Here is an 18,525-nt window from a genome sequence, read left to right as displayed (position 1 = left end):
TTAAATTTTATCTTTAATAATATCTGATTCAGCAATCTTTCTTATTCTCTTAGCAGACATATTCAGGAATCTTTTAACCAAAAAAACTGCGGAAATCGTCAATCCGAGACCAAGTGCAATCCACATTCCGAAAGCGCCCATTTTCAGGGTCACACAAAGAAAATATCCTAACGGAATAGTAATGATCCAGTAAGCGATAAATGTGTAGATAGAAGGAATTTTTACATCCTGCATACCTCTCAGTGTACCCAAAGCGGTCACCTGAATTCCATCCGAAAGCTGAAACAGCGCCGCAATAATCATTAGCTTTGCAGCTAGCGTAATTACTTCAACTTCTTCTTTTTTCGTGAAAAATGTAGGCAGGATATTTCTTCCTAAAATAAACATCACTCCACAGATCGCCATGAAAATAAAAGCGATCTTCAGGTTATTAATTCCTACCTTTCTTAACTCAATAAAATTCTGCTCACCAAGCTTTCTTCCGATCATGACGGTAGAAGCAACACTGAACCCGATGCATAAATTGAATGTAAATGAAGCCATGCTCAATGCAATCTGGTGAGAAGCGATATCATGAGCTGAAATCAATCCGCAGATAAAAGCAGCGCCGGCAAAAGCGGTAACTTCAAAAAACATTTGTAGTGCTGTCGGCAGGCCTAAACGTATCATTTTTTCAAACATTTTCTTCGAGAAAGCTTCAATTTTCAACGAAAAATCTTTGATATAGCGTCGTGTTTTATCTTGCTTTAAAAGAACAAAATAAAGGAACACCACCATGAAAATTCTTGCAATAAGACTGGCTAAAGCAGAACCCTTTACGCCCATTGGCGGAAGCCCGAAAAGTCCTTTGATAAAGACATAATTAAGAACGATATTGATCACATTGGCAATAATTGTCGCTTTCGTTACGCCGATGGTATATGATAAACCTTCAGAAACTTCCCTCAAAGTCTGAAACGCCATAAACGGAACAATACTGATCGCCATAATCGTAAGGAAATCAACCGTATCGGGAATTATTTTATCCGGTTGTCCGGAATGGTAGAGTAGTGGCATTCCTAAAAGAAGGACAGCCATCAGTATAATTCCCACGGTCATATTAATAACAAATCCATGGCTGAATACTGAATTAATTGTTGGGTGATCATGCTTTGAATGTGCCTCCGAAACCAATGGCGGAATGGCAAAAGAAAAGCCTAATGCCAGCACAAACATTGAGAAAAATACGGCATTTCCTAAAGATACGGATGCCAGTGCGTCGGCTCCCAGTAATTTTCCCACGATAATATTGTCGAAAAGATTCACCGAGACCTGACCTACCTGCGTCAGCATGACCGGAAGAGCCAGGGTAAGGCATTCTTTCGTATAGTTTTTATGTAAAAATTTCATGATATTTTATGGTTCATACAGTTTTATTTAAAAAAAATTGCAGTAACAAATGATACTGCAATTTTCATAATTTATTTAAAATAATACTTACATTATTTCCTTACAAAACTTGCAACGTCTTCGGCAGAAACTGTATTTCCTCCGAGGATGATTAGTCTTTCCACAACGTTTCTCAGCTCTCTGATGTTTCCTGTCCAGGAAAGTGACTTTAAAGCTTCGATAGCTTTATCATCGAATTTTTTAATGGCTGTGCCGTGTTCATCTGAGATCACTCCTGCGAAATGTTCAACCAATGATTTGATGTCTTCTTTTCTTTCATCCAATGGCGGAACATAGATTTCAATCACAGAAAGTCTGTGGTAAAGGTCTTCACGGAATCTTCCTGCTTCAATTTCCTTCTGCATATTTTTATTGGTAGCGGCAAGAACTCTTACGTCTACCTTTATTTCTTTATCACTTCCTACGGGAGAAACTTTACTTTCCTGTAAAGCCCTTAAAACTTTAGCCTGTGCAATCAGGCTCATGTCACCGATTTCATCAAGGAAAATGGTACCACCGTTAGCCTGTTCAAATTTTCCCTGTTTATCCTTGATTGCTCCTGTAAAAGAACCTTTTACGTGTCCGAATAGTTCAGATTCAATTAATTCAGAAGGAATTGCGGCACAGTTTACCTCTACCATCGGGCCTCTCGCTCTGTCGCTCTGGTTGTGAATAGCGTGAGCAACAAGTTCCTTTCCGGCTCCGTTTGGACCTGTAATTAAAACCCTTGCATCAGATACCGCTACTTTCTCGATCATATCCTGAATCTTTTTCAAACCTGCAGATTCACCGATCATCTGGTACTTTTTGCTTACCTTTTTCTTTAGCGTTTTGTTTTCTGTCTGAAGGTTTTTGTTCTCCTTCTTCAGTGTTTCTTTAGCTAAAGCATTTTTTACGCTGGTAATCAATCTGTTGATATCGATAGGCTTTGAAATAAAATCGTACGCACCATCTCTAAGGCAGGAAACGGCAGAATCGATGTCTGCATGCCCTGAAATCATAATGAAAGTGGATTCCGGCTTTAAGGATAAACTCTGTTTCAAAAGCTCAGTTCCTGAAAGTTTAGGCATTTTAATATCAGAAATCACCAGTGCGAAATCTTCTTTTTCTATCTGTTTGTAACCTTCAAGGCCGTCTTCAGCGATAACGAATTCATAGTCAGTAAGTTCATCGGAAAGAATACTTTGGAGTACTCCTGAAATTGTTTTTTCGTCTTCTACAATAAGGATTTTTTGCATAGTTGCAAATTTAGATTTTTTTGATTGAATTATTAGCAAAAACCATACCTAATCATCTATTTTGAGTAATCTCTTCTGCCGAAAATTGCCGATCCTACACGCACAGAACTGGCGCCGCATTCAATGGCAATAGGAAAGTCATCGCTCATTCCCATGGATAATGTTTCGATAGTTTTTAGTTGATTTAATTCGTCAAAAAGTCTTTTAAGGTTTAAAAATTCCTTTTTTTATCTGATTTTCATCGTCTGTAAAAGTTGCCATTCCCATTAATCCCGTGATGAGAACGTTTGGAAATTCTCCGCTGAGGTATTCTTGAAAGATATGTATTGCTTCTTCAGTTTCCAACCCGAATTTGGATTCTTCTTCTGCAATTTTTACCTGAAGCAAAACTTTTATTTTACGGCTATGTTTTGCTGCTTCTTTATCAATTTCCCGGATCAGTTTTTCAGAATCAACACTTTGGATGGTATCAATAAATTCAGCAATATACTTTACTTTGTTTGTTTGCAGGTGGCCGATCAGATGCCATTGGATATCTTTCGGAAGCAGAGGATACTTTTCTGTCAGTTCCTGTACCTTATTTTCACCAAAAACCCTCTGTCCTAGATCATAGACTTCCTGAATGGCGGAAATCGGATGCGTCTTAGAAACTGCAACCAGCTGTATATGTTCCGGAAGCTGATTTTTGATATGGCTGTAATTTTCCTGAATACTCATAACTGCAAATTTCCGAATTTTAAAGAGGAAAAGCTAATGAATGTTGAAATTTTTGGATTGAGATTTCTGTTTAAATGTTTGTCATTCTGACGAAGGGAGAACCTAAGCTATATTATTAGAGATTCTTCACTCTACTTTGTTTCGAGCAGAATGACAAACATAATATTGATTGTATGTATCTGTTGGGATTAATTTAAAACTTCATTAATATGAGGATATTCCGAAATTTTTCTAAAAACGAAACGGTTACTTTTCTGTAGTTTCTCAATAAAAAGATCAAGCTCATGAATGGAATCAGTATCCGTTAAATACTGGTCATGGGTTAAAAACACAAGATGTCTGGACGTTTTTTCAAGGTCATTGAAGAAAATGCTGTCTACTTTTTTGAGCATGTCTTCGTGGTTGCCTTTTAGAGCCATTTTATGAGTTGGTTTCCATTCAAGATCCCAGCCGACCAATTTATAACCAGCTTTTTTCAGGCTGTTGGCTGCTTCCGTAGAACTTTTAAGATCGGTTACTGTGATATCATTAAGCCTCCAGATATTTCTTCCCGGCGTTCTGGCAATTCGATCATAGAGTTTCAGACTGTCCTTTGCGGTATCAAAATCGCGAACCACCGCTACCGGATCTTTATAAAAATCAGTATATTTATTGTGTGCGTGCGTAAAACTGTGATTGGCAAGTTCTACCAGTTTATCCTCTCTGAGAAGCTTAAGATCTTCCTGCTGCTTTTTGCTTCCGTAAGCGTGTTTTCCGACAAGGAAGGCTGTTGCACAGATATTTCTTTTATGCAATATTTTAAGGAGATTTTCCGTTCCGCGGTTGGGACCGTCATCGAATGTAAGATAAATAACTCTTTTATCGGAAGGAACATTTTCATCCTGAGTTTTGGGGACAATTTTTGCGATGGGATGATCTTTCTGAATCAATTTTTGTGATTCTTTCCTGCTTTTTTCCTGCTTACAGCTGTTACATAAAATCGAAGTTGCACTCATCAATGCAAACATCCCTAGAAAAGCCTTTTTTTACAGACTTTTCCGCAAAGTTTTTTGTCATAAATTAAATGGAATTTATTGTTAAAAATTGTTAAATTTCACAAATAATTTTTAACAATAAATATGCCTGATTTTGTTAAATTTTGTTTTTTAATTTTATTTTAATAAAAACAATTTATTCAAGAATATCTTTAAGGTAAAGCGAATTTTTAATAGCTGAAGTTCCCCACGTATTGTTGAAAAATACAAATGCTTTATGATGAGATTTTTTGAGGTTGTCAGCTAAGCTTTTTAGAAATTCTTCGCTGTATTCGGATTTGTAGAGAACAGGCTTTCCGTGAAGTCTGTAGTACAAAATGTCAGAATGGTTGATGATAACATCTTCCGGCAGATTTCCTGGAAAACTTACTCCTGAAAAAACAATATTATTTTTTTTCAGAGCATTAAAGATTTCATCGTTCCACCATGATTCGTGACGGAATTCAATAACGTTTAAATACCCGGAATCGATATTAGTAAAAAGTATATCTAAATTTTCCGGAGTATTTTTAAATGACGGCGGAAACTGATACAGGAAACCGGAGAGTTTTTCTTTTAAATGAACCTGAATATGTTCACAGAAAGCGGCAATTTCTTCTTTGGAATCTTTCATTCGTTTTTCATGGGAAATTGTCTTCGGTATTTTTATAAAAAACCTGAAATCGTCAGGGGTTTCATCAAACCATTTCGTCAGCGTTTTCGCGGTGGGTTTTCTGTAAAAAGTTGAGTTGATCTCAACACAGTTGAATTCCTTAGAATATAAAATAAGAAAGTCTTTGCTTTTGGTATCTTCAGGATATAATGTGCCTTTCCAGTCATTATTGTAAAAACCTGAACATCCGATATAGAGATTTCCCTTTTCCATAATTTTATATTATTTGATATCTAAATCCACAGAATTCAGCCGCAATGAATTTAAGATGACAGACAGCGAACTTACACTCATCGCTGCCGCAGCAATCATGGGTGACAGCAGAATTCCAAAAAACGGATACAATAATCCTGCCGCAACCGGAATACCTAAAACATTATAAATAAAGGCAAAAAATAGATTTTCTTTGATATTTTTAAGTAATTTTTCACTCAGCAGTCTGGATTTTGCCACTCCCGAAATATCGCCTTTCAGCAACGTAATTTCAGCGCTTTCAATCGCAACATCGGTTCCTGTTCCCATAGCGATTCCGATATTGGCTTGTGCAAGGGCAGGAGAGTCATTGATGCCGTCGCCGGTCATGGCTACTATTTTTCCCTGTTGCTGTAGCTTTTTCACTTCATTTAATTTATCTTCAGGCTGGCAACCAGCTTTGAAATGTTTTATTCCAAGCTCATCGGCGACAGCTTTTGCGGTATGTTCATTGTCTCCGGTCATCATGATGACTTCAATTCCTTCATTGGCTAACTGATGAATCGCTTTTTTTGCATTTTCTTTAATTTTATCAGTAAAACTAATAAATCCCAGTACTTTATCACCTTCTGCAACATAAGAAATAGTGTGTGCTTTCGCCTGTACTTCGGCGGCTTTTTGTTTCAGGTTTTCAGGAATTGAAATAGTATGAGTGGTTAAAAGACTTTCGTTTCCTACGTAGACTGTTTTTCCGTTGATATTTCCCTTTACCCCTTTACCGGAAATATTTTCGAAATTTTCTGCTTTTTCGGGTTTAATATTTTCTTTTTTCGCTTTTTTTATCACGGCATTCGAAAGCGGATGCTCTGAATTTTGATTTAAAGAATAGGCGAGTTTCAAAATTAAATTTTTATTGCCATCAATCGCTTCAATATATTCGGCAGATGGCTTTCCTTCGGTTAAAGTGCCTGTCTTATCGGTAATTAAAACATTTACTTTATTCATTTGTTCAAGTGCTTCAGCATTTTTGATTAAAATTCCGTTTTTGGCGCCTTTACCGATTCCTACCATTAAAGACATCGGCGTGGCAAGACCTAATGCGCAAGGACATGCGACGATTAGTACCGCAACGGCGTTAACGAAAGCGAACAGGCTTTTCTTTCCTTCAGGACCGAAAAGCTGCCAGAGAATGAAAGTAAGAACAGCTGCCAAAACAACTGCAGGCACAAATATTTTGGAAACTTTATCCGTTAATTTCTGAATAGGAGCCTTGCTTCTGCTGGCTTCGTTGACCATCTTTATTATTTGGGCCAATAATGTATCGTCGCCCACTTTTTCTGCCTGCATCACAAAAACCTGGTTTCCGTTGATGGTACCTGATGAAACTTTATCATTCACATTTTTTTCTACAGGCACTGGTTCGCCCGTAATCATGCTTTCGTCGACGTAAGAATTTCCTTCTGTTATTTTTCCGTCAACAGGTATTTTTTCGCCAGGCTTTACCTTTAAAAAATCACCGATTTTAACCTGAGAAAGCAGTACTTTTTTCTCTTCTCCGTTTATGATAAGATGGGCTTCGTCCGGAGAAAGATTCATCAGCTCTCTGATGGCATTTCCTGTTTTTCTATGTGCTGCAGCTTCCATCAATTGACCTAAAATAACAAGAGTTAAAATAACACAAACAGCTTCAAAATATAATGGACTCTCATGATTATGTCCACGGATTTCATGAGGAATACTATCTGGGAAAACCAACGCCACAATGCTGAAAACAAAAGCCGCAACCACTCCAAGTGCGATAAGACTGAACATATTCAGGTTCCATGTTTTAAATGAAACCCAGCCCCTTTTCATCAGAAACCAACCGGAATAAAAAAGTACAGGAAGGGTTAAAGCTAATTCTATCATCCCTTGAATTTGGTGTGAAAATGGAAAATTAATCAGCATTCCGCCCATTGAGAGGATAAAAACAGGAACTGTGAATATTAGAGAAATGATCAATTTTCTTTTTAAAATACGGTAGGTTTCATCTTCACCTTCGTCTTTTTCGGGAATTCTGACAAGGTCCATTCCGCAGATTGGGCAATCTCCCGGTTCATCCCGAATAATTTCAGGATGCATCGGGCAAGTGTATTTTGCAGTTTTCTTTTCAGGATATTTCACAAGATCCATTCCGCAGACCGGACATCCGACATTGGAATTATATACTTTATCTCCTTCACAAAACATGGGACAATAGTATTTACCGGCCATTTCATCCGTCACTTTCGGAGCTTCGTGATGATGGTTATGATGATAGTGATGTGAATGAGCTTCTCCATTTTTTACCAGATCTTCCGTAATTTCTTCTAAATGCATATTGCAAACCGGACAATCTCCTTTGTCAGGATAAATCTTGTCTCCCTCACAGAACATGGGGCAGTAGTATTTTCCGATATTATCTTTAAAATTTTCAGGAAGGTTGGCAGAAGAATAAGCAGGTTTGAAATTTGGATCCTTGGCTTGTTTTTCCTCAATCGGAACTAAATACATATTGCAGACAGGACATCTTTTTCCCTGCTGAAAATATACTTTTTCGCCTTCGCATTCCATCGGACAATAATATACAGAAGACGGGGAAATTCGATCCTGTGGCTTTATGAATGCTTTATCCGGACTCAGCGGATCCTCAAGTTTGTAGTTCCCGATTTCTTCAAGAGCCTTACTTAAAACCTGTAAATCAATTTCTTTATCAGAGATGATCGTGGCCGTATTTTCTTCGAGATTGATGTCAGCTTTGATGCCTTTCAGGCTATTGAGTTTTTCAGTAATTTTTTTCTGACAGCCCGAGCAGGTCATTCCGAGAATTTTATATTGATGTTCCATGATTCTTTATTTATACTACAAATTTCCAAAATGCATTCGGAAGGCTGTTATAAATTTAAGGATAATGTTTATAAAATTCTGTTTTTAAAGTAGGTGAGTTTTAGCGTTGGAGCGTTTTAGAGTAGGAAAATGTATTAAATTTCTCTTGTAGATCAGGCGGTTTACGAAGGTTTTTTTTTAATTTAATACAAGAGAAACTACAAAAATATCTGTGCAATCTACGAGACTTTAAACCCAAAAAACTCTCCCATTCTTAAACCCTCCACTTAAATTTGGTCGAGTGGTTTTCTGTTATGAACTTTCAGTTTTTTAAATTCGGTAGGAGTGAACCCCGTGACATTCCGGAATTGAGAAGATAAATGCTGAACGCTTTTGTAGCCTAATTTTCCTGCAATTTCTGTTAACGTAAATTCATTGTAAAGGAGCAATTCTTTCACTTTTTCAATCTTTTGAAGAATAAAAAACTGTTCAACAGTGAGGTTTTCGTTCTGAGAGAAAGTTTTGGAAAGGGTGCTGTAATCTTTATGGAGCCTGTTGCTCAGGAAATCGGACAGGAGAAAGTTTTCATCAATATCCGTTTCGCTGATTTTTTGAATGATGAGGTTTTTCATCTTTTCGATCAGTTGGTGTGCGGAATCTTTTATCCTCTCAAAACCTGTTTTTTCCAACAGATCCTCCAGAATTTCCAGTTTTTCTTCTGAAATATCAGATTCTGTTTCTATTTCTCCGAGGCTGATGTTTTTAACTTCAACATTTATTTCATTAAAAATATTTGAAACTGCAGCAATACACCTTCCGCACACCATATTTTTTATAAAAATTCTCATTCCTGATTCTGAATGTTTAATCTGTCTTTTACAAACTCGACTTTAGTTTTTCCGTGCGGTGCAGGATTTCCCTGTTCGTCAAGATTTACCATAACAATTTTATCAACGGTGATGATCGTCTGATGGGTCATTTTGTTTCTTACATCACACCTTAGCGTAAGAGAAGTAGATCCGAAAGAAGAAACTTCGATGCCAATTTCAATAATATCTCCCTGTTTGGCTGAGCTTACAAAGTTAATTTCTGAGATAAATTTTGTAACTACTTTTTTATTTTCAAGCTGAATAACTGCATACAAAGCGGCTTCTTCATCAATCCACTGTAAAAGTCTTCCTCCGAATAATGATTGGTTGGGGTTCAGATCTTCGGGTTTTACCCATTTTCTTGTGTGATAATTCATAATTCCTGATATTTCCGGGTACAAATTTACTATTTAAAACCGGCATCATCAAAGGATTTATATTTAGTATGATAAAGAGAATTATTTATTTTCTCGATGATAAATGAGGTAAAGGATCGCTTTGTATTCTCAATTATTTAAGAATTGCTTTATTATCAACAATTTTAATGATAATGAGTTTTTTACTAAATATTCATAAATATTTAATGATGAATTAATACTTTTTAACAAAGTAATATTTTGATTGAAAATTTTAATAAAAAAAAATCAAAAAACGTTTTGATATGAAATTATTAATCGTATCTTGCACCTGTCTTATATCTGGAATCAATATTTGTTCATTCTTTATGTTGTTTTTCTTTTATAAACCAAATCATTTTTAACATTTTTAATTTTTTTACTCAGATGAACATTTTTGTTTCAAACATCAATTACGCAACTAAAGACTATGAGTTGCAAGATCTATTTTCAGAATTTGGAGAAGTTTCTTCAGTAAAAATCATTACAGACAAAGAAACTGGGCGTTCAAGAGGTTTCGGTTTTATCGAAATGGAAGACGCTGAAGGTCAGCAAGCTATTGAAGCTCTTAATCAAAAGGATTTCAACGGAAAAACACTTAATGTTTCAGAAGCTAAACCAAGAGAAGAAAAGCCAAGAAGAGCTTTCGGTAGTAACAACGCAGGCGGAAACAGAGGCGGCGGTGGTTACGGAGGTAGCAGCAACAGAAGCGGCGGTGGTGGTTACGGAGGTAACAACAGAAGCGGCGGTGGTTACGGCGGTGGAGATCGTGGCGGTAACGGCGGCGGAAAACGTTGGTAAAAATACAAGCGGCTTCAATCTGAAGCCGCTTTTTTTATTCTTTAAATCAGGAAAATTATTCCTTTTTCTTCTTTTTCTTCTTTTTCTTATCTTTTTTCGGGTTGAGAATTTCGTTTACATAATCAAACTCCGGTTCTTTTCTTTCTACAGGATTAATGTCAATATTGAATTCTTTTAAATCTTCTGGTGAAACCATATGCTCACCAATCATAAATCCTAAAATTTCTTTTCCGGAACCATTGAAGAAATTCTCTGCGAGTTCTGTCAATAAAAATTTTCTGTATTCTTCAAATGGAACAACTGTCTGATACCTGAATATTCGGCCTTCCTTCTGTGTAGATAGATATCCTTTTTCAATCAATATTTTCAGATAGGTAGAAACTGTATTTTGGTGTGGTTTGGGATCCGGATGCTGCTCCATGATCTCTTTCAGATAAAAAGACCCTAGTTTCCACAATAATCTCATTAAGTTTTCCTCCGCGGATGTAAGATGATTTATTTTCATATAGAATTCTTAATGTTGAAACTGAATATTGCAATAAAGATATAGAAAAGATACCACAAATGCAATGCCGGCGCCCATGAATACTTCTTTCGGAGTATGTCTCTTTAAAATAATCCTTGTAATGCCTACCAAAGTTGCAATACCCAGCCAAAGGAGTCCCATATATTTATCCATCGCAAAAAAAGAGTGCGGCAACAAATATATTAAATGCCGTATGCATGGAACTTTTAATGAAATAATTGCTGATCTGCATGGTTAAAAGCAGAATGAAAATGAAAAGCATTACAAAATCAACATATCCATTTTCAAAATAATTAAAAATAAGATACGAAATAACACATCCTGCAATGAAGAAATAAAGGCTTTTTCTTTGCCTGCGGTCAGATACATCCATATTTGTATATCTTCCGGTCTTTACATTCCATACCAGCCAGATTATGATGGGGAGAATAATCATTAATAAAATCGGAACAAAGTAGAGTAGAGAATCTTTCACAGCGTAATTTTTGATGCTCATGTAGATGAAAAAAATCACCAGCGAAATTAAAGGATTGAAAAAATCTGATATAATTCTTGAAATTTTACGAATGAATGAAGGCTGTTTTTCTTCCATAATTAAGTTTGACCATGTAAATATAATATTATAACTAAAAAAACAATTGGTATCTATACAATAAAAACAAAGTTTTTTTTATAATTTTGCTCAACTATTTCATAATAAATAAGCAAGAGCTCAACACATGAAAGAATTTTCTAAAGAGGTATACCTGAAGTGGTATGAAGATATGACAATGTGGAGAAGGTTTGAAGACAAATGCCGTTCTCTTTATCTAAAACAAAAAATCAGAGGTTTTTTACATTTGTATAACGGTCAGGAGGCTATTCCTGCCGGATTTACACATGCAATGGATTTAACTAAAGATAGTATGATCACTGCTTACAGATGCCACATCCATCCGATGGCGATGGGAGTAGATCCTAAAAGAATTATGGCAGAACTCTGTGGTAAAGCTACAGGTACGTCAGGAGGTATGGGTGGATCTATGCACATTTTCAGCAAAGAGCACCGGTTTTACGGAGGTCACGGTATCGTTGGAGGACAAATTCCATTGGGAGCCGGTATTGCTTTTGCAGACCAATATTTCGACAGAAAAGCGGTAAACATCTGCTTTTTCGGAGACGGAGCAGCCAGACAGGGATCATTACATGAAACGTTTAACATGGCCATGAACTGGAAACTTCCTGTAATTTTCGTTGTTGAAAACAATCAGTATGCAATGGGAACTTCTGTAAAAAGAACTGCCAACCACGAAGATATCTATAAATTAGGTTTAGGATATGAAATGCCTTGTCTTGCAGTAGATGCAATGGACCCTGAAAAAGTGGCGGAAGCTGCTTATGAAGCAATCGAAAGAGCAAGAAGAGGAGATGGTCCTACTTTCATCGAAGCGAGAACATACCGTTACAGAGGGCACTCAATGTCTGATGCTGAACCTTACAGATCTAAAGAAGAAGTTGCGATCCACAAAAATGATGACCCTATTGAATTGATCAGACAAAGAATTCTGGCTAACAGCTGGGCTACTGAAGAAGAATTGGAAGCAATGGATAACAAATCAAGAGACTTTGTTGAGGAATGTATCGAATTCATGGAAAATTCACCATATCCGGATGCAGAAAAAATCTATGAGTATGTATATTCTCAGGAAGATTATCCGTTCTTAGACAAATTAGAAAACTAAAAGATAATAAGTCAATTTGAAAGTTTGAAAATTTGAAAATGATTTATTATCATATCTTTTTTTAATTTTCAAATTAACAAATTACCAAATTTTCAAATTAAAATAAATTATGGCAGAAGTAATTACAATGCCACGTCTTTCCGATACAATGACGGAAGGAAAAGTGGCTAAATGGCATAAAAAAAGTAGGAGATAAAGTAAAGGAAGGAGATATCTTAGCTGAAATTGAAACCGACAAGGCTGTTCAGGATTTTGAATCTGAAGTAGAAGGAACCCTTTTATACGTTGGTGTGGAAGAAGGTGGCGCGGCAGCTGTAGATTCTGTTTTGGCAATTATCGGTAATGAAGGAGAGGATATCTCCGGACTAACAGGTGGTGAGGCTCCGAAATCCAATGATTCTGAAGAGAAAAAAGTCGATGAAGATCATAAAACAGAAAATAACTCGACCAGTATAGAGCAAGCTGATGCTGAAATTCCTGCAGGAGTAGAAGTCATTACCATGCCACGTCTTTCCGATACAATGACGGAAGGAAAAGTAGCAAAATGGCACAAAAATGTAGGCGATACTGTAAAAGAAGGAGATCTTCTTGCGGAGATCGAAACAGATAAAGCCGTTCAGGATTTCGAATCTGAATTCAACGGAGTACTGTTGAAGCAAGGTGTTGAAGAAGGTGGTGCTGCTCCTGTTGATTCAGTTTTAGCGATCATCGGACCTGAAGGAACAGATGTTTCAGGAGTTGGTGCTCCAAAAGCAGCTTCATCATCAGAAGAAAAACCGGCTGAACAAAAACCGGAAGCTAAATCAGAAGAAAAAGCTGCTCCAGTTGCAAATTCTTCTTCTTCAGACAGAGTTGCTATTTCTCCGTTAGCGAAAAAAATGGCTCAGGATAAAGGTGTTGATATTAACAGCATTCAGGGTTCAGGAGAAAACGGAAGAATCGTTAAAAAAGATATTGAAAATTATCAGCCTTCTGAAAAACCGGCAGCTTCAGCTTCATCAGCAGGTCCTGCTGCGGCTCAGGTTGCATTAAGCTTCGTTCAGGGTGAAGATACAGAAACTCCGAATTCGCAAGTAAGAAACGTTATCGCAAAACGTCTTTCTGAAAGTAAATTCTCTGCACCTCACTATTATCTAATGGTTGAAATCAACATGGATAAAGCGATTGAGGCAAGAAAAGAAATCAATTCTTTACCGGATACTAAAATCTCCTTCAACGATATGATCATTAAGGCAACAGCTGTTGCATTAAGAAAGCATCCGCAGGTAAATTCAAGCTGGGCTGGTGACAAGATCATTCACAGAGGAAACATCAATGTCGGTGTAGCAGTTGCAATTCCGGACGGATTGGTAGTTCCGGTTCTTAAGAATACAGACCAGATGAACTACACGCAGATTTCTGCCGCAGTAAAAGATATGGCAGCAAGAGCGAAAAACAAAGGTCTTAAAGCTAATGAAATGGAAGGTTCTACTTTCTCAATTTCAAACTTAGGAATGTTCGGAATCGAGACCTTTACAAGTATTATCAATCAGCCAAACTCTGCGATCCTTTCAGTAGGAGCGATTATCGAAAAGCCTGTTGTGAAAAACGGTCAGATCGTAGTCGGAAACATTATGAAGCTTTCATTAGCTTGTGACCACAGAGTGGTAGACGGAGCTACTGGTGCTGAGTTCCTGCAGACTTTAAAGACATATTTAGAAAATCCTTTAACTTTGTTACTGTAATTTCTAACGTTTTGAATATAAAAACGCTTCTCAAGTTTTGAGGAGCGTTTTTGTTTGATTATATTTAAATGAGATGCTTCGACAGGCTCAGCAAGACATCTCAATATTATTTATTTAATATTCATAAATTTATGTAATGGTCATAAAACAGTTAGTATTCGCAATGTCATGCCGAGCGCAGTCGAAGCATTTCTTTGTATCTGAAGGTAAATATTTGACGAAAAAGAGAATTTTTCAAGATATAAATCCATTTAAAACTATCCAATATTTCAAATCAATTCACTATTTTTGAACTATGATTAAAGCAAGAAATATCCATAAATCTTATGGGAATTTAGAAGTACTGAAAGGGGTTGATATTCATATCAAAGTCGGTGAGGTTGTTTCAATTGTAGGGGAATCCGGAGCAGGGAAATCAACTCTTTTGCAGATTCTCGGCACATTGGATCAACCAACAAATTCCGGTAAGTATGACACGGAAATTAGTATTGCCGGAGAATCTTTTATCAATATGAATGATAAACAGCTTTCTAAATTCAGAAATCAAAATATTGGTTTTGTATTTCAGTTTCATCAGTTGCTTCCGGAATTTACAGCTTTGGAAAACGTTTTACTTCCCACAAAAATTGCAGGGGCGAACGAAAAAGAAGCGATTGAAAAGGCTTATGCTTTATTTGAAGATTTAAGAATTGAGCAGCGTCTGCATCATAAGCCCAATCAGTTATCCGGTGGTGAAGCACAAAGGGTTGCAGTGGCGAGAGCTTTAATCAACTCACCAAAAATTATCTTTGCAGACGAACCAACAGGAAATCTTGATTCAAAAAATGCAGATGACCTTCACCGATTATTTTTTGATTTGAGAGATAAATATAATCAGACATTTATCATCGTCACTCATAATCCGAATCTTGCAGAAATCACTGACCGGAAACTCGTGATGAAAGATGGGATGATCATCGAATAAAGCTCCGCAAATGATGAAACACTTTATTTTTTTATTCCTTTTATTCTTTTCATGCTCCCAATTTGAATCTCAGATTCAGACCTATTCTGATTTGCCAAAATCTAAAATTTCGCAGATTAAAGACTATCTGAGAGGAAAAAACTATAATCAGGATCTGGCTATTTTTATCAACTTTAAAATCCATTCAGGAAAATACAGATATTTTGTCTACGATCTGAAAAATGATAAAATATTACAGAAAGCGATTGTTGCACACGGAGACGGTTCCGTTGTTCAGAATTCACAGACTTTACGTTTCAGTAATATTGACGGCTCACATCAGTCTTCGTTAGGTAAATACGAAATCAGAGAAAGTTATTCCGGGAATTTCGGAAAAGCTTACCGTCTTGAGGGCCTTGATGAGACAAACAGTAATGCAAGATCCAGAGCAATAGTTCTTCATTCATATTATTGTGTTCCTGATAAAGAGTCTGAAGAAGTTACATGCCTGAGCTTTGGCTGCCCGATGCTTTCAAAAAATGCTTTTGATAAGACGGCAAAATATATAGACAAATCAAAACAGCCCGTGATCTTATATGCATTTTATTAAAAACAATTCCATAAATTCTTAACCTATACTCTTAAATGTCTATTAAATTTTTAGCTGAAGATGACCGACCACGGGAAAAATTCCTGCTTAAAGGCAGAAGTTCACTTTCTGATTCCGAGCTTCTGGCTATCATTATGGGAAGTGGAAGCAGAGACGAGACGGCAGTTGAACTGGCAAGAAAAATTTTAGCTTCTGTTGATAATAATTGGCATCAATTGAGCCTACTTTCTATTCGTGATCTGATGAAATTTAAAGGAGTGGGAGAAGTTAAGGCCATCAGTATAACTGCTGCGTTGGAGATAGGCAGGAGAAGAGCCAAGCAGGAAATTTCAAAGAAAAAAGTGATTTCGAGCAGTAATGATGCCTATTTAATTTTTAAAGATGAGCTGTCTGATTTAAGAACAGAGCAATTCTGGGCTATTTTCCTTAATCAAAGCAATAAAGTTATTTATCTTGCGCAACTCACACAAGGCGGAATAAGTCAGTCGATTGTGGATATAAGAGTTTTGTTTAAAACTGCTTTCGATCATTTTGCAACGGGAATTATCGTTGCACACAACCATCCTTCAGGTAATTTAAAGCCGAGTAGGGAAGATATAGAGATTACGCAAAAGATAAAAGATGCAGGAAAAATACTGGGTATTCAACTCCTGGATCATCTGATTATTACGCAGAATTCATATTTTAGTTTCTCAGACGACGGATTATTATGATTAGACGATTGAAATATCACGAAATCGACTTCGAAAAATATACGCAATGTCTTGAAAATTCTGAGCAGCGGAAATATTCTGCGTCCAGACTTTTTCTTGATATCACATCACGAAGAAATTGGGAAGTTTTAATTTTTAATGATTATGAAGCAGTAATGCCAGTACCTTTTATCAAAAGGTTCGGAATAAAAATCGTCATCAATCCCAGACTGTGCCAGCAATTGGGTATTTTTTCAGAAAAAGATGATAAGGAATTGAATGAGTGTTTTCTTACCTATTTTAAGAAGAATTATAACATATGGTATTATGCTTTTAATGATAAAAATTCATTTATAAGCTCTTTAAAAGAAAGAAAAAACTTCCTGATCTATCCTGATGAATATGAAAAGGTAAGACAAAAATATTCACCGAAAAGAAAGAGAAAATTAAGATTAGATGAAGACGTCCTTGCGGTATCTGAAATCCGTGAGATAAGAATAACTGAAGCACGTGATTTTATCTCAGAAAATATGATCGGTGCAAAAAATGATGATGACAAAAATAAGTTTCTGAAGATTTTTGAGGATTTTGATAAGTCGGGATCTCTTACCATTTCTGCATTCTTTTATAAAAACAAAATCATTAATGCCATCGCAATTTATCATGATCAAAAGACAGCTGTTTTGTTGGGAACATTCAATGATCGTGAGTTTGTAAAGCTTGCCGGATCTTCAGTTATCATCGATGATGTGATCAGAAAAAATATAAAAGAAAAGATTTTCGATTTCGAAGGAAGTGAAGTTCCGGCCATTGAAGAATTTTTCAGAGGTTTTCGACCTGAGCTGAAACCTTATCCATTTATAAAACATTCTAAGAAAGAAATGTTGATAAAAGTTTTTAAATTGAATACAGGACACTTATTTATTAGTAAGCGTAATTAAAAAAACAATTAAAATGTCAAAAGCAGGTAAGGGTATCGTCGGTTTTCTGTTAACAGTTTATTTATGCATAATGTCATATTATCTGTACACGCACCAATATTACAATGCAGATATAGAAGCATATATGGGGATTGTTTACAAGTACAATTTTCCTGATATGAAGATTGAAGAGATCCACAAAAAAGTGTACGACGAGCTTAAATCGAAAGATCCTGATACCGGTAAAAGTGATCTCAGCCATAAGGAAGAAGCTGCAGGTGAAAATACTTACTATCAGATTTTATCTGAAAATCCAAAAGCGTATGAAGAAGAACTGCATCTTTTTACGGTGAAGCCATTGTACAATTTTGTTAATTCAGTTTTTTTCAGACTTGGGTTTGATGCGTCTACATCTACTTTTTTGATTACTATAATTTCCTATGTTCTAATTGTAGCACTCATTTTTATTTTTCTATCGGATATTCTTAAAAATTATTATCTGGCTTTCGCCTTAACCATTTTAATCTCTTTATTTAAGCCACTTTTAGATACTTCGCGCCACGCAACGCCTGATGGTCTTTCCACATTGCTTCTTTTACTGAGTTTTTATTTTGCTGTTATGAAAAGAAATCTCTGGATCGCCGCTGCTTTCGGAGTTTTATGTATTCTTACCAGACCGGAATATTTTATTTTTTACAGTTATTTATTGATAGTATTATATATTTTCAGGTCAGATTTTAATTTCAAGGCAAGAAATATTGCTTTTACATTTATCTTTTTTACATTAGCTTTTGGTGTCATACAATATTTCAATCAGATTCCCTGGTCGGTATTATTTATGAATCAGTTTACGAAAGTTCAGCTTTATCCGGTATCAAATCCGGATTCTTTTAATTTTTACGAATATCTGGCTTGTATTAAAAGTAAGTTGCTTTTTGAGTTCAATACTTCTTACTTTCCGCTGCTTTTGATTTTTATCATGATTATTCTGAATTATAAAATGCTAAAACAAAAGGACAGAAAGAGTCTTATGTATCTTGGGCTTTTCCTGGCCGTTTATTTCACTGTATTTATCCGGTTTTTTATGTTTCCGAGTCTGGTAAACAGGATGATGGTAGGCTTTTATCTGATTATCATTTTGTCGCTTATTGCCTATCAGAATTCCAAACATCAAATAATGGCTAAGTCTGCATAATTATTCTAAAATTATCGTTAATTT

The 18,525-nt window shown here is 36.1% G+C and carries 17 protein-coding genes and 2 pseudogenes; 8 read left to right on the top strand and 11 right to left on the bottom strand.

The annotated features are described in order from the left end of the window. The 8 genes and pseudogenes from AAHI02_RS03410 to AAHI02_RS03375 all read right to left on the bottom strand — a co-directional run bounded on the left by AAHI02_RS03410 (position 1) and on the right by AAHI02_RS03375 (position 9,351). On the bottom strand, positions 1–1,389 hold the full coding sequence (locus AAHI02_RS03410) for an MATE family efflux transporter (RefSeq protein ID WP_346985449.1): 1,389 nt from the start codon (positions 1,387–1,389) through the stop codon (positions 1–3). A gap of 92 nt (positions 1,390–1,481) precedes the next feature. Beyond that, positions 1,482–2,666: a sigma-54 dependent transcriptional regulator gene (locus AAHI02_RS03405; protein WP_346985448.1), complete on the bottom strand. Its 1,185-nt coding sequence runs from the start codon at positions 2,664–2,666 to the stop codon at positions 1,482–1,484. A 56-nt stretch (positions 2,667–2,722) separates the two neighbouring features. Further along, positions 2,723–3,383, bottom strand: a pseudogene (locus tag AAHI02_RS03400) (YggS family pyridoxal phosphate-dependent enzyme). A 188-nt stretch (positions 3,384–3,571) separates the two neighbouring features. Beyond that, positions 3,572–4,312, bottom strand: a complete 741-nt coding sequence (locus AAHI02_RS03395) for a polysaccharide deacetylase family protein (protein WP_346985447.1) — start codon at positions 4,310–4,312, stop codon at positions 3,572–3,574. Between the two features lie 241 nt (positions 4,313–4,553). Further along, the gene (locus tag AAHI02_RS03390) at positions 4,554–5,282 is read right to left on the bottom strand and encodes a DUF72 domain-containing protein (protein WP_346985446.1); all 729 of its coding nucleotides are present in this window, start codon (positions 5,280–5,282) and stop codon (positions 4,554–4,556) included. Positions 5,283–5,291: 9 nt separating this feature from the next. Beyond that, positions 5,292–8,126, bottom strand: a complete 2,835-nt coding sequence (locus AAHI02_RS03385) for a heavy metal translocating P-type ATPase (RefSeq protein ID WP_346985445.1) — start codon at positions 8,124–8,126, stop codon at positions 5,292–5,294. Positions 8,127–8,392: 266 nt separating this feature from the next. Then, positions 8,393–8,953 (bottom strand): AraC family transcriptional regulator, encoded by a 561-nt coding sequence (locus AAHI02_RS03380; RefSeq protein WP_346985444.1) that lies wholly within the window; start codon positions 8,951–8,953, stop codon positions 8,393–8,395. Beyond that, positions 8,950–9,351, bottom strand: coding sequence for a hotdog domain-containing protein (locus tag AAHI02_RS03375; RefSeq protein ID WP_346985443.1), 402 nt, complete (start codon positions 9,349–9,351; stop codon positions 8,950–8,952). Before AAHI02_RS03375 ends, AAHI02_RS03380 begins: the two co-directional genes overlap by 4 nt. 405 nt (positions 9,352–9,756) lie before the next feature. On the opposite strand from AAHI02_RS03375, the gene AAHI02_RS03370 reads away from it, so the two are divergent. Further along, positions 9,757–10,170, top strand: a complete 414-nt coding sequence (locus tag AAHI02_RS03370; RefSeq protein WP_346985442.1) for an RNA-binding protein — start codon at positions 9,757–9,759, stop codon at positions 10,168–10,170. 55 nt (positions 10,171–10,225) lie between these two features. Here AAHI02_RS03370 and AAHI02_RS03365 read toward each other — a convergent pair whose 3' ends face one another. From AAHI02_RS03365 to AAHI02_RS03355, 3 genes are read right to left on the bottom strand one after another with little or no spacing between them, the layout of a single operon-like run. After that, positions 10,226–10,675, bottom strand: coding sequence for a BlaI/MecI/CopY family transcriptional regulator (locus AAHI02_RS03365; protein ID WP_346985441.1), 450 nt, complete (start codon positions 10,673–10,675; stop codon positions 10,226–10,228). A 9-nt stretch (positions 10,676–10,684) separates the two neighbouring features. Further along, the gene (locus tag AAHI02_RS03360) at positions 10,685–10,837 is read right to left on the bottom strand and encodes a phosphatase PAP2 family protein (protein WP_346985440.1); all 153 of its coding nucleotides are present in this window, start codon (positions 10,835–10,837) and stop codon (positions 10,685–10,687) included. 4 nt (positions 10,838–10,841) lie between these two features. Further along, a complete protein-coding gene (locus AAHI02_RS03355; protein ID WP_346985439.1) occupies positions 10,842–11,288 on the bottom strand; it encodes an ABC transporter permease in 447 nt (148 codons plus the stop codon). Between the two features lie 127 nt (positions 11,289–11,415). On the opposite strand from AAHI02_RS03355, the gene pdhA reads away from it, so the two are divergent. From pdhA to AAHI02_RS03320, 7 genes and pseudogenes are all read left to right on the top strand, one after another. After that, positions 11,416–12,417, top strand: coding sequence for a pyruvate dehydrogenase (acetyl-transferring) E1 component subunit alpha (gene pdhA, locus AAHI02_RS03350; RefSeq protein ID WP_346985438.1), 1,002 nt, complete (start codon positions 11,416–11,418; stop codon positions 12,415–12,417). 109 nt (positions 12,418–12,526) lie between these two features. Continuing rightward, a pseudogene (locus AAHI02_RS03345) lies at positions 12,527–14,141 on the top strand (2-oxo acid dehydrogenase subunit E2). Between the two features lie 295 nt (positions 14,142–14,436). Continuing rightward, positions 14,437–15,105, top strand: a complete 669-nt coding sequence (locus AAHI02_RS03340; RefSeq protein WP_346985437.1) for an ABC transporter ATP-binding protein — start codon at positions 14,437–14,439, stop codon at positions 15,103–15,105. Positions 15,106–15,115: 10 nt separating this feature from the next. Continuing rightward, on the top strand, positions 15,116–15,694 hold the full coding sequence (locus tag AAHI02_RS03335) for a murein L,D-transpeptidase catalytic domain-containing protein (protein ID WP_346985436.1): 579 nt from the start codon (positions 15,116–15,118) through the stop codon (positions 15,692–15,694). Positions 15,695–15,729: 35 nt separating this feature from the next. Beyond that, positions 15,730–16,407, top strand: coding sequence for a DNA repair protein RadC (gene radC / locus AAHI02_RS03330; RefSeq protein ID WP_346985435.1), 678 nt, complete (start codon positions 15,730–15,732; stop codon positions 16,405–16,407). Positions 16,408–16,415: 8 nt separating this feature from the next. Then, positions 16,416–17,327, top strand: coding sequence for a hypothetical protein (locus tag AAHI02_RS03325; protein WP_346985434.1), 912 nt, complete (start codon positions 16,416–16,418; stop codon positions 17,325–17,327). A gap of 13 nt (positions 17,328–17,340) precedes the next feature. Next, on the top strand, positions 17,341–18,501 hold the full coding sequence (locus AAHI02_RS03320) for a hypothetical protein (RefSeq protein WP_346985433.1): 1,161 nt from the start codon (positions 17,341–17,343) through the stop codon (positions 18,499–18,501). Positions 18,502–18,525 lie beyond the last annotated feature (24 nt).

Source organism: Chryseobacterium sp. POE27, assembly GCF_039727685.1.
In the GTDB taxonomy this organism is placed as follows: Bacteria; Bacteroidota; Bacteroidia; order Flavobacteriales; family Weeksellaceae; genus Chryseobacterium.
This window is presented reverse-complemented; position numbering and strand designations above follow the sequence as displayed.

Excerpts from the sequence above, each read along its gene's own strand:
- AAHI02_RS03410 (WP_346985449.1), bottom strand. The coding sequence starts at position 1,389 with ATGAAATTTTTACATAAAAACTATACGAAAGAATGCCTTACCCTGGCT.
- AAHI02_RS03405 (WP_346985448.1), bottom strand. The coding sequence starts at position 2,666 with ATGCAAAAAATCCTTATTGTAGAAGACGAAAAAACAATTTCAGGAGTA.
- AAHI02_RS03390 (WP_346985446.1), bottom strand. The coding sequence starts at position 5,282 with ATGGAAAAGGGAAATCTCTATATCGGATGTTCAGGTTTTTACAATAAT.
- AAHI02_RS03385 (WP_346985445.1), bottom strand. The coding sequence starts at position 8,126 with ATGGAACATCAATATAAAATTCTCGGAATGACCTGCTCGGGCTGTCAG.
- AAHI02_RS03380 (WP_346985444.1), bottom strand. The coding sequence starts at position 8,953 with ATGAGAATTTTTATAAAAAATATGGTGTGCGGAAGGTGTATTGCTGCA.
- AAHI02_RS03375 (WP_346985443.1), bottom strand. The coding sequence starts at position 9,351 with ATGAATTATCACACAAGAAAATGGGTAAAACCCGAAGATCTGAACCCC.
- AAHI02_RS03370 (WP_346985442.1), top strand. The coding sequence starts at position 9,757 with ATGAACATTTTTGTTTCAAACATCAATTACGCAACTAAAGACTATGAG.
- AAHI02_RS03365 (WP_346985441.1), bottom strand. The coding sequence starts at position 10,675 with ATGAAAATAAATCATCTTACATCCGCGGAGGAAAACTTAATGAGATTA.
- AAHI02_RS03360 (WP_346985440.1), bottom strand. The coding sequence starts at position 10,837 with ATGGGACTCCTTTGGCTGGGTATTGCAACTTTGGTAGGCATTACAAGG.
- AAHI02_RS03355 (WP_346985439.1), bottom strand. The coding sequence starts at position 11,288 with ATGGAAGAAAAACAGCCTTCATTCATTCGTAAAATTTCAAGAATTATA.
- pdhA (WP_346985438.1), top strand. The coding sequence starts at position 11,416 with ATGAAAGAATTTTCTAAAGAGGTATACCTGAAGTGGTATGAAGATATG.
- AAHI02_RS03340 (WP_346985437.1), top strand. The coding sequence starts at position 14,437 with ATGATTAAAGCAAGAAATATCCATAAATCTTATGGGAATTTAGAAGTA.
- AAHI02_RS03335 (WP_346985436.1), top strand. The coding sequence starts at position 15,116 with ATGATGAAACACTTTATTTTTTTATTCCTTTTATTCTTTTCATGCTCC.
- radC (WP_346985435.1), top strand. The coding sequence starts at position 15,730 with ATGTCTATTAAATTTTTAGCTGAAGATGACCGACCACGGGAAAAATTC.
- AAHI02_RS03320 (WP_346985433.1), top strand. The coding sequence starts at position 17,341 with ATGTCAAAAGCAGGTAAGGGTATCGTCGGTTTTCTGTTAACAGTTTAT.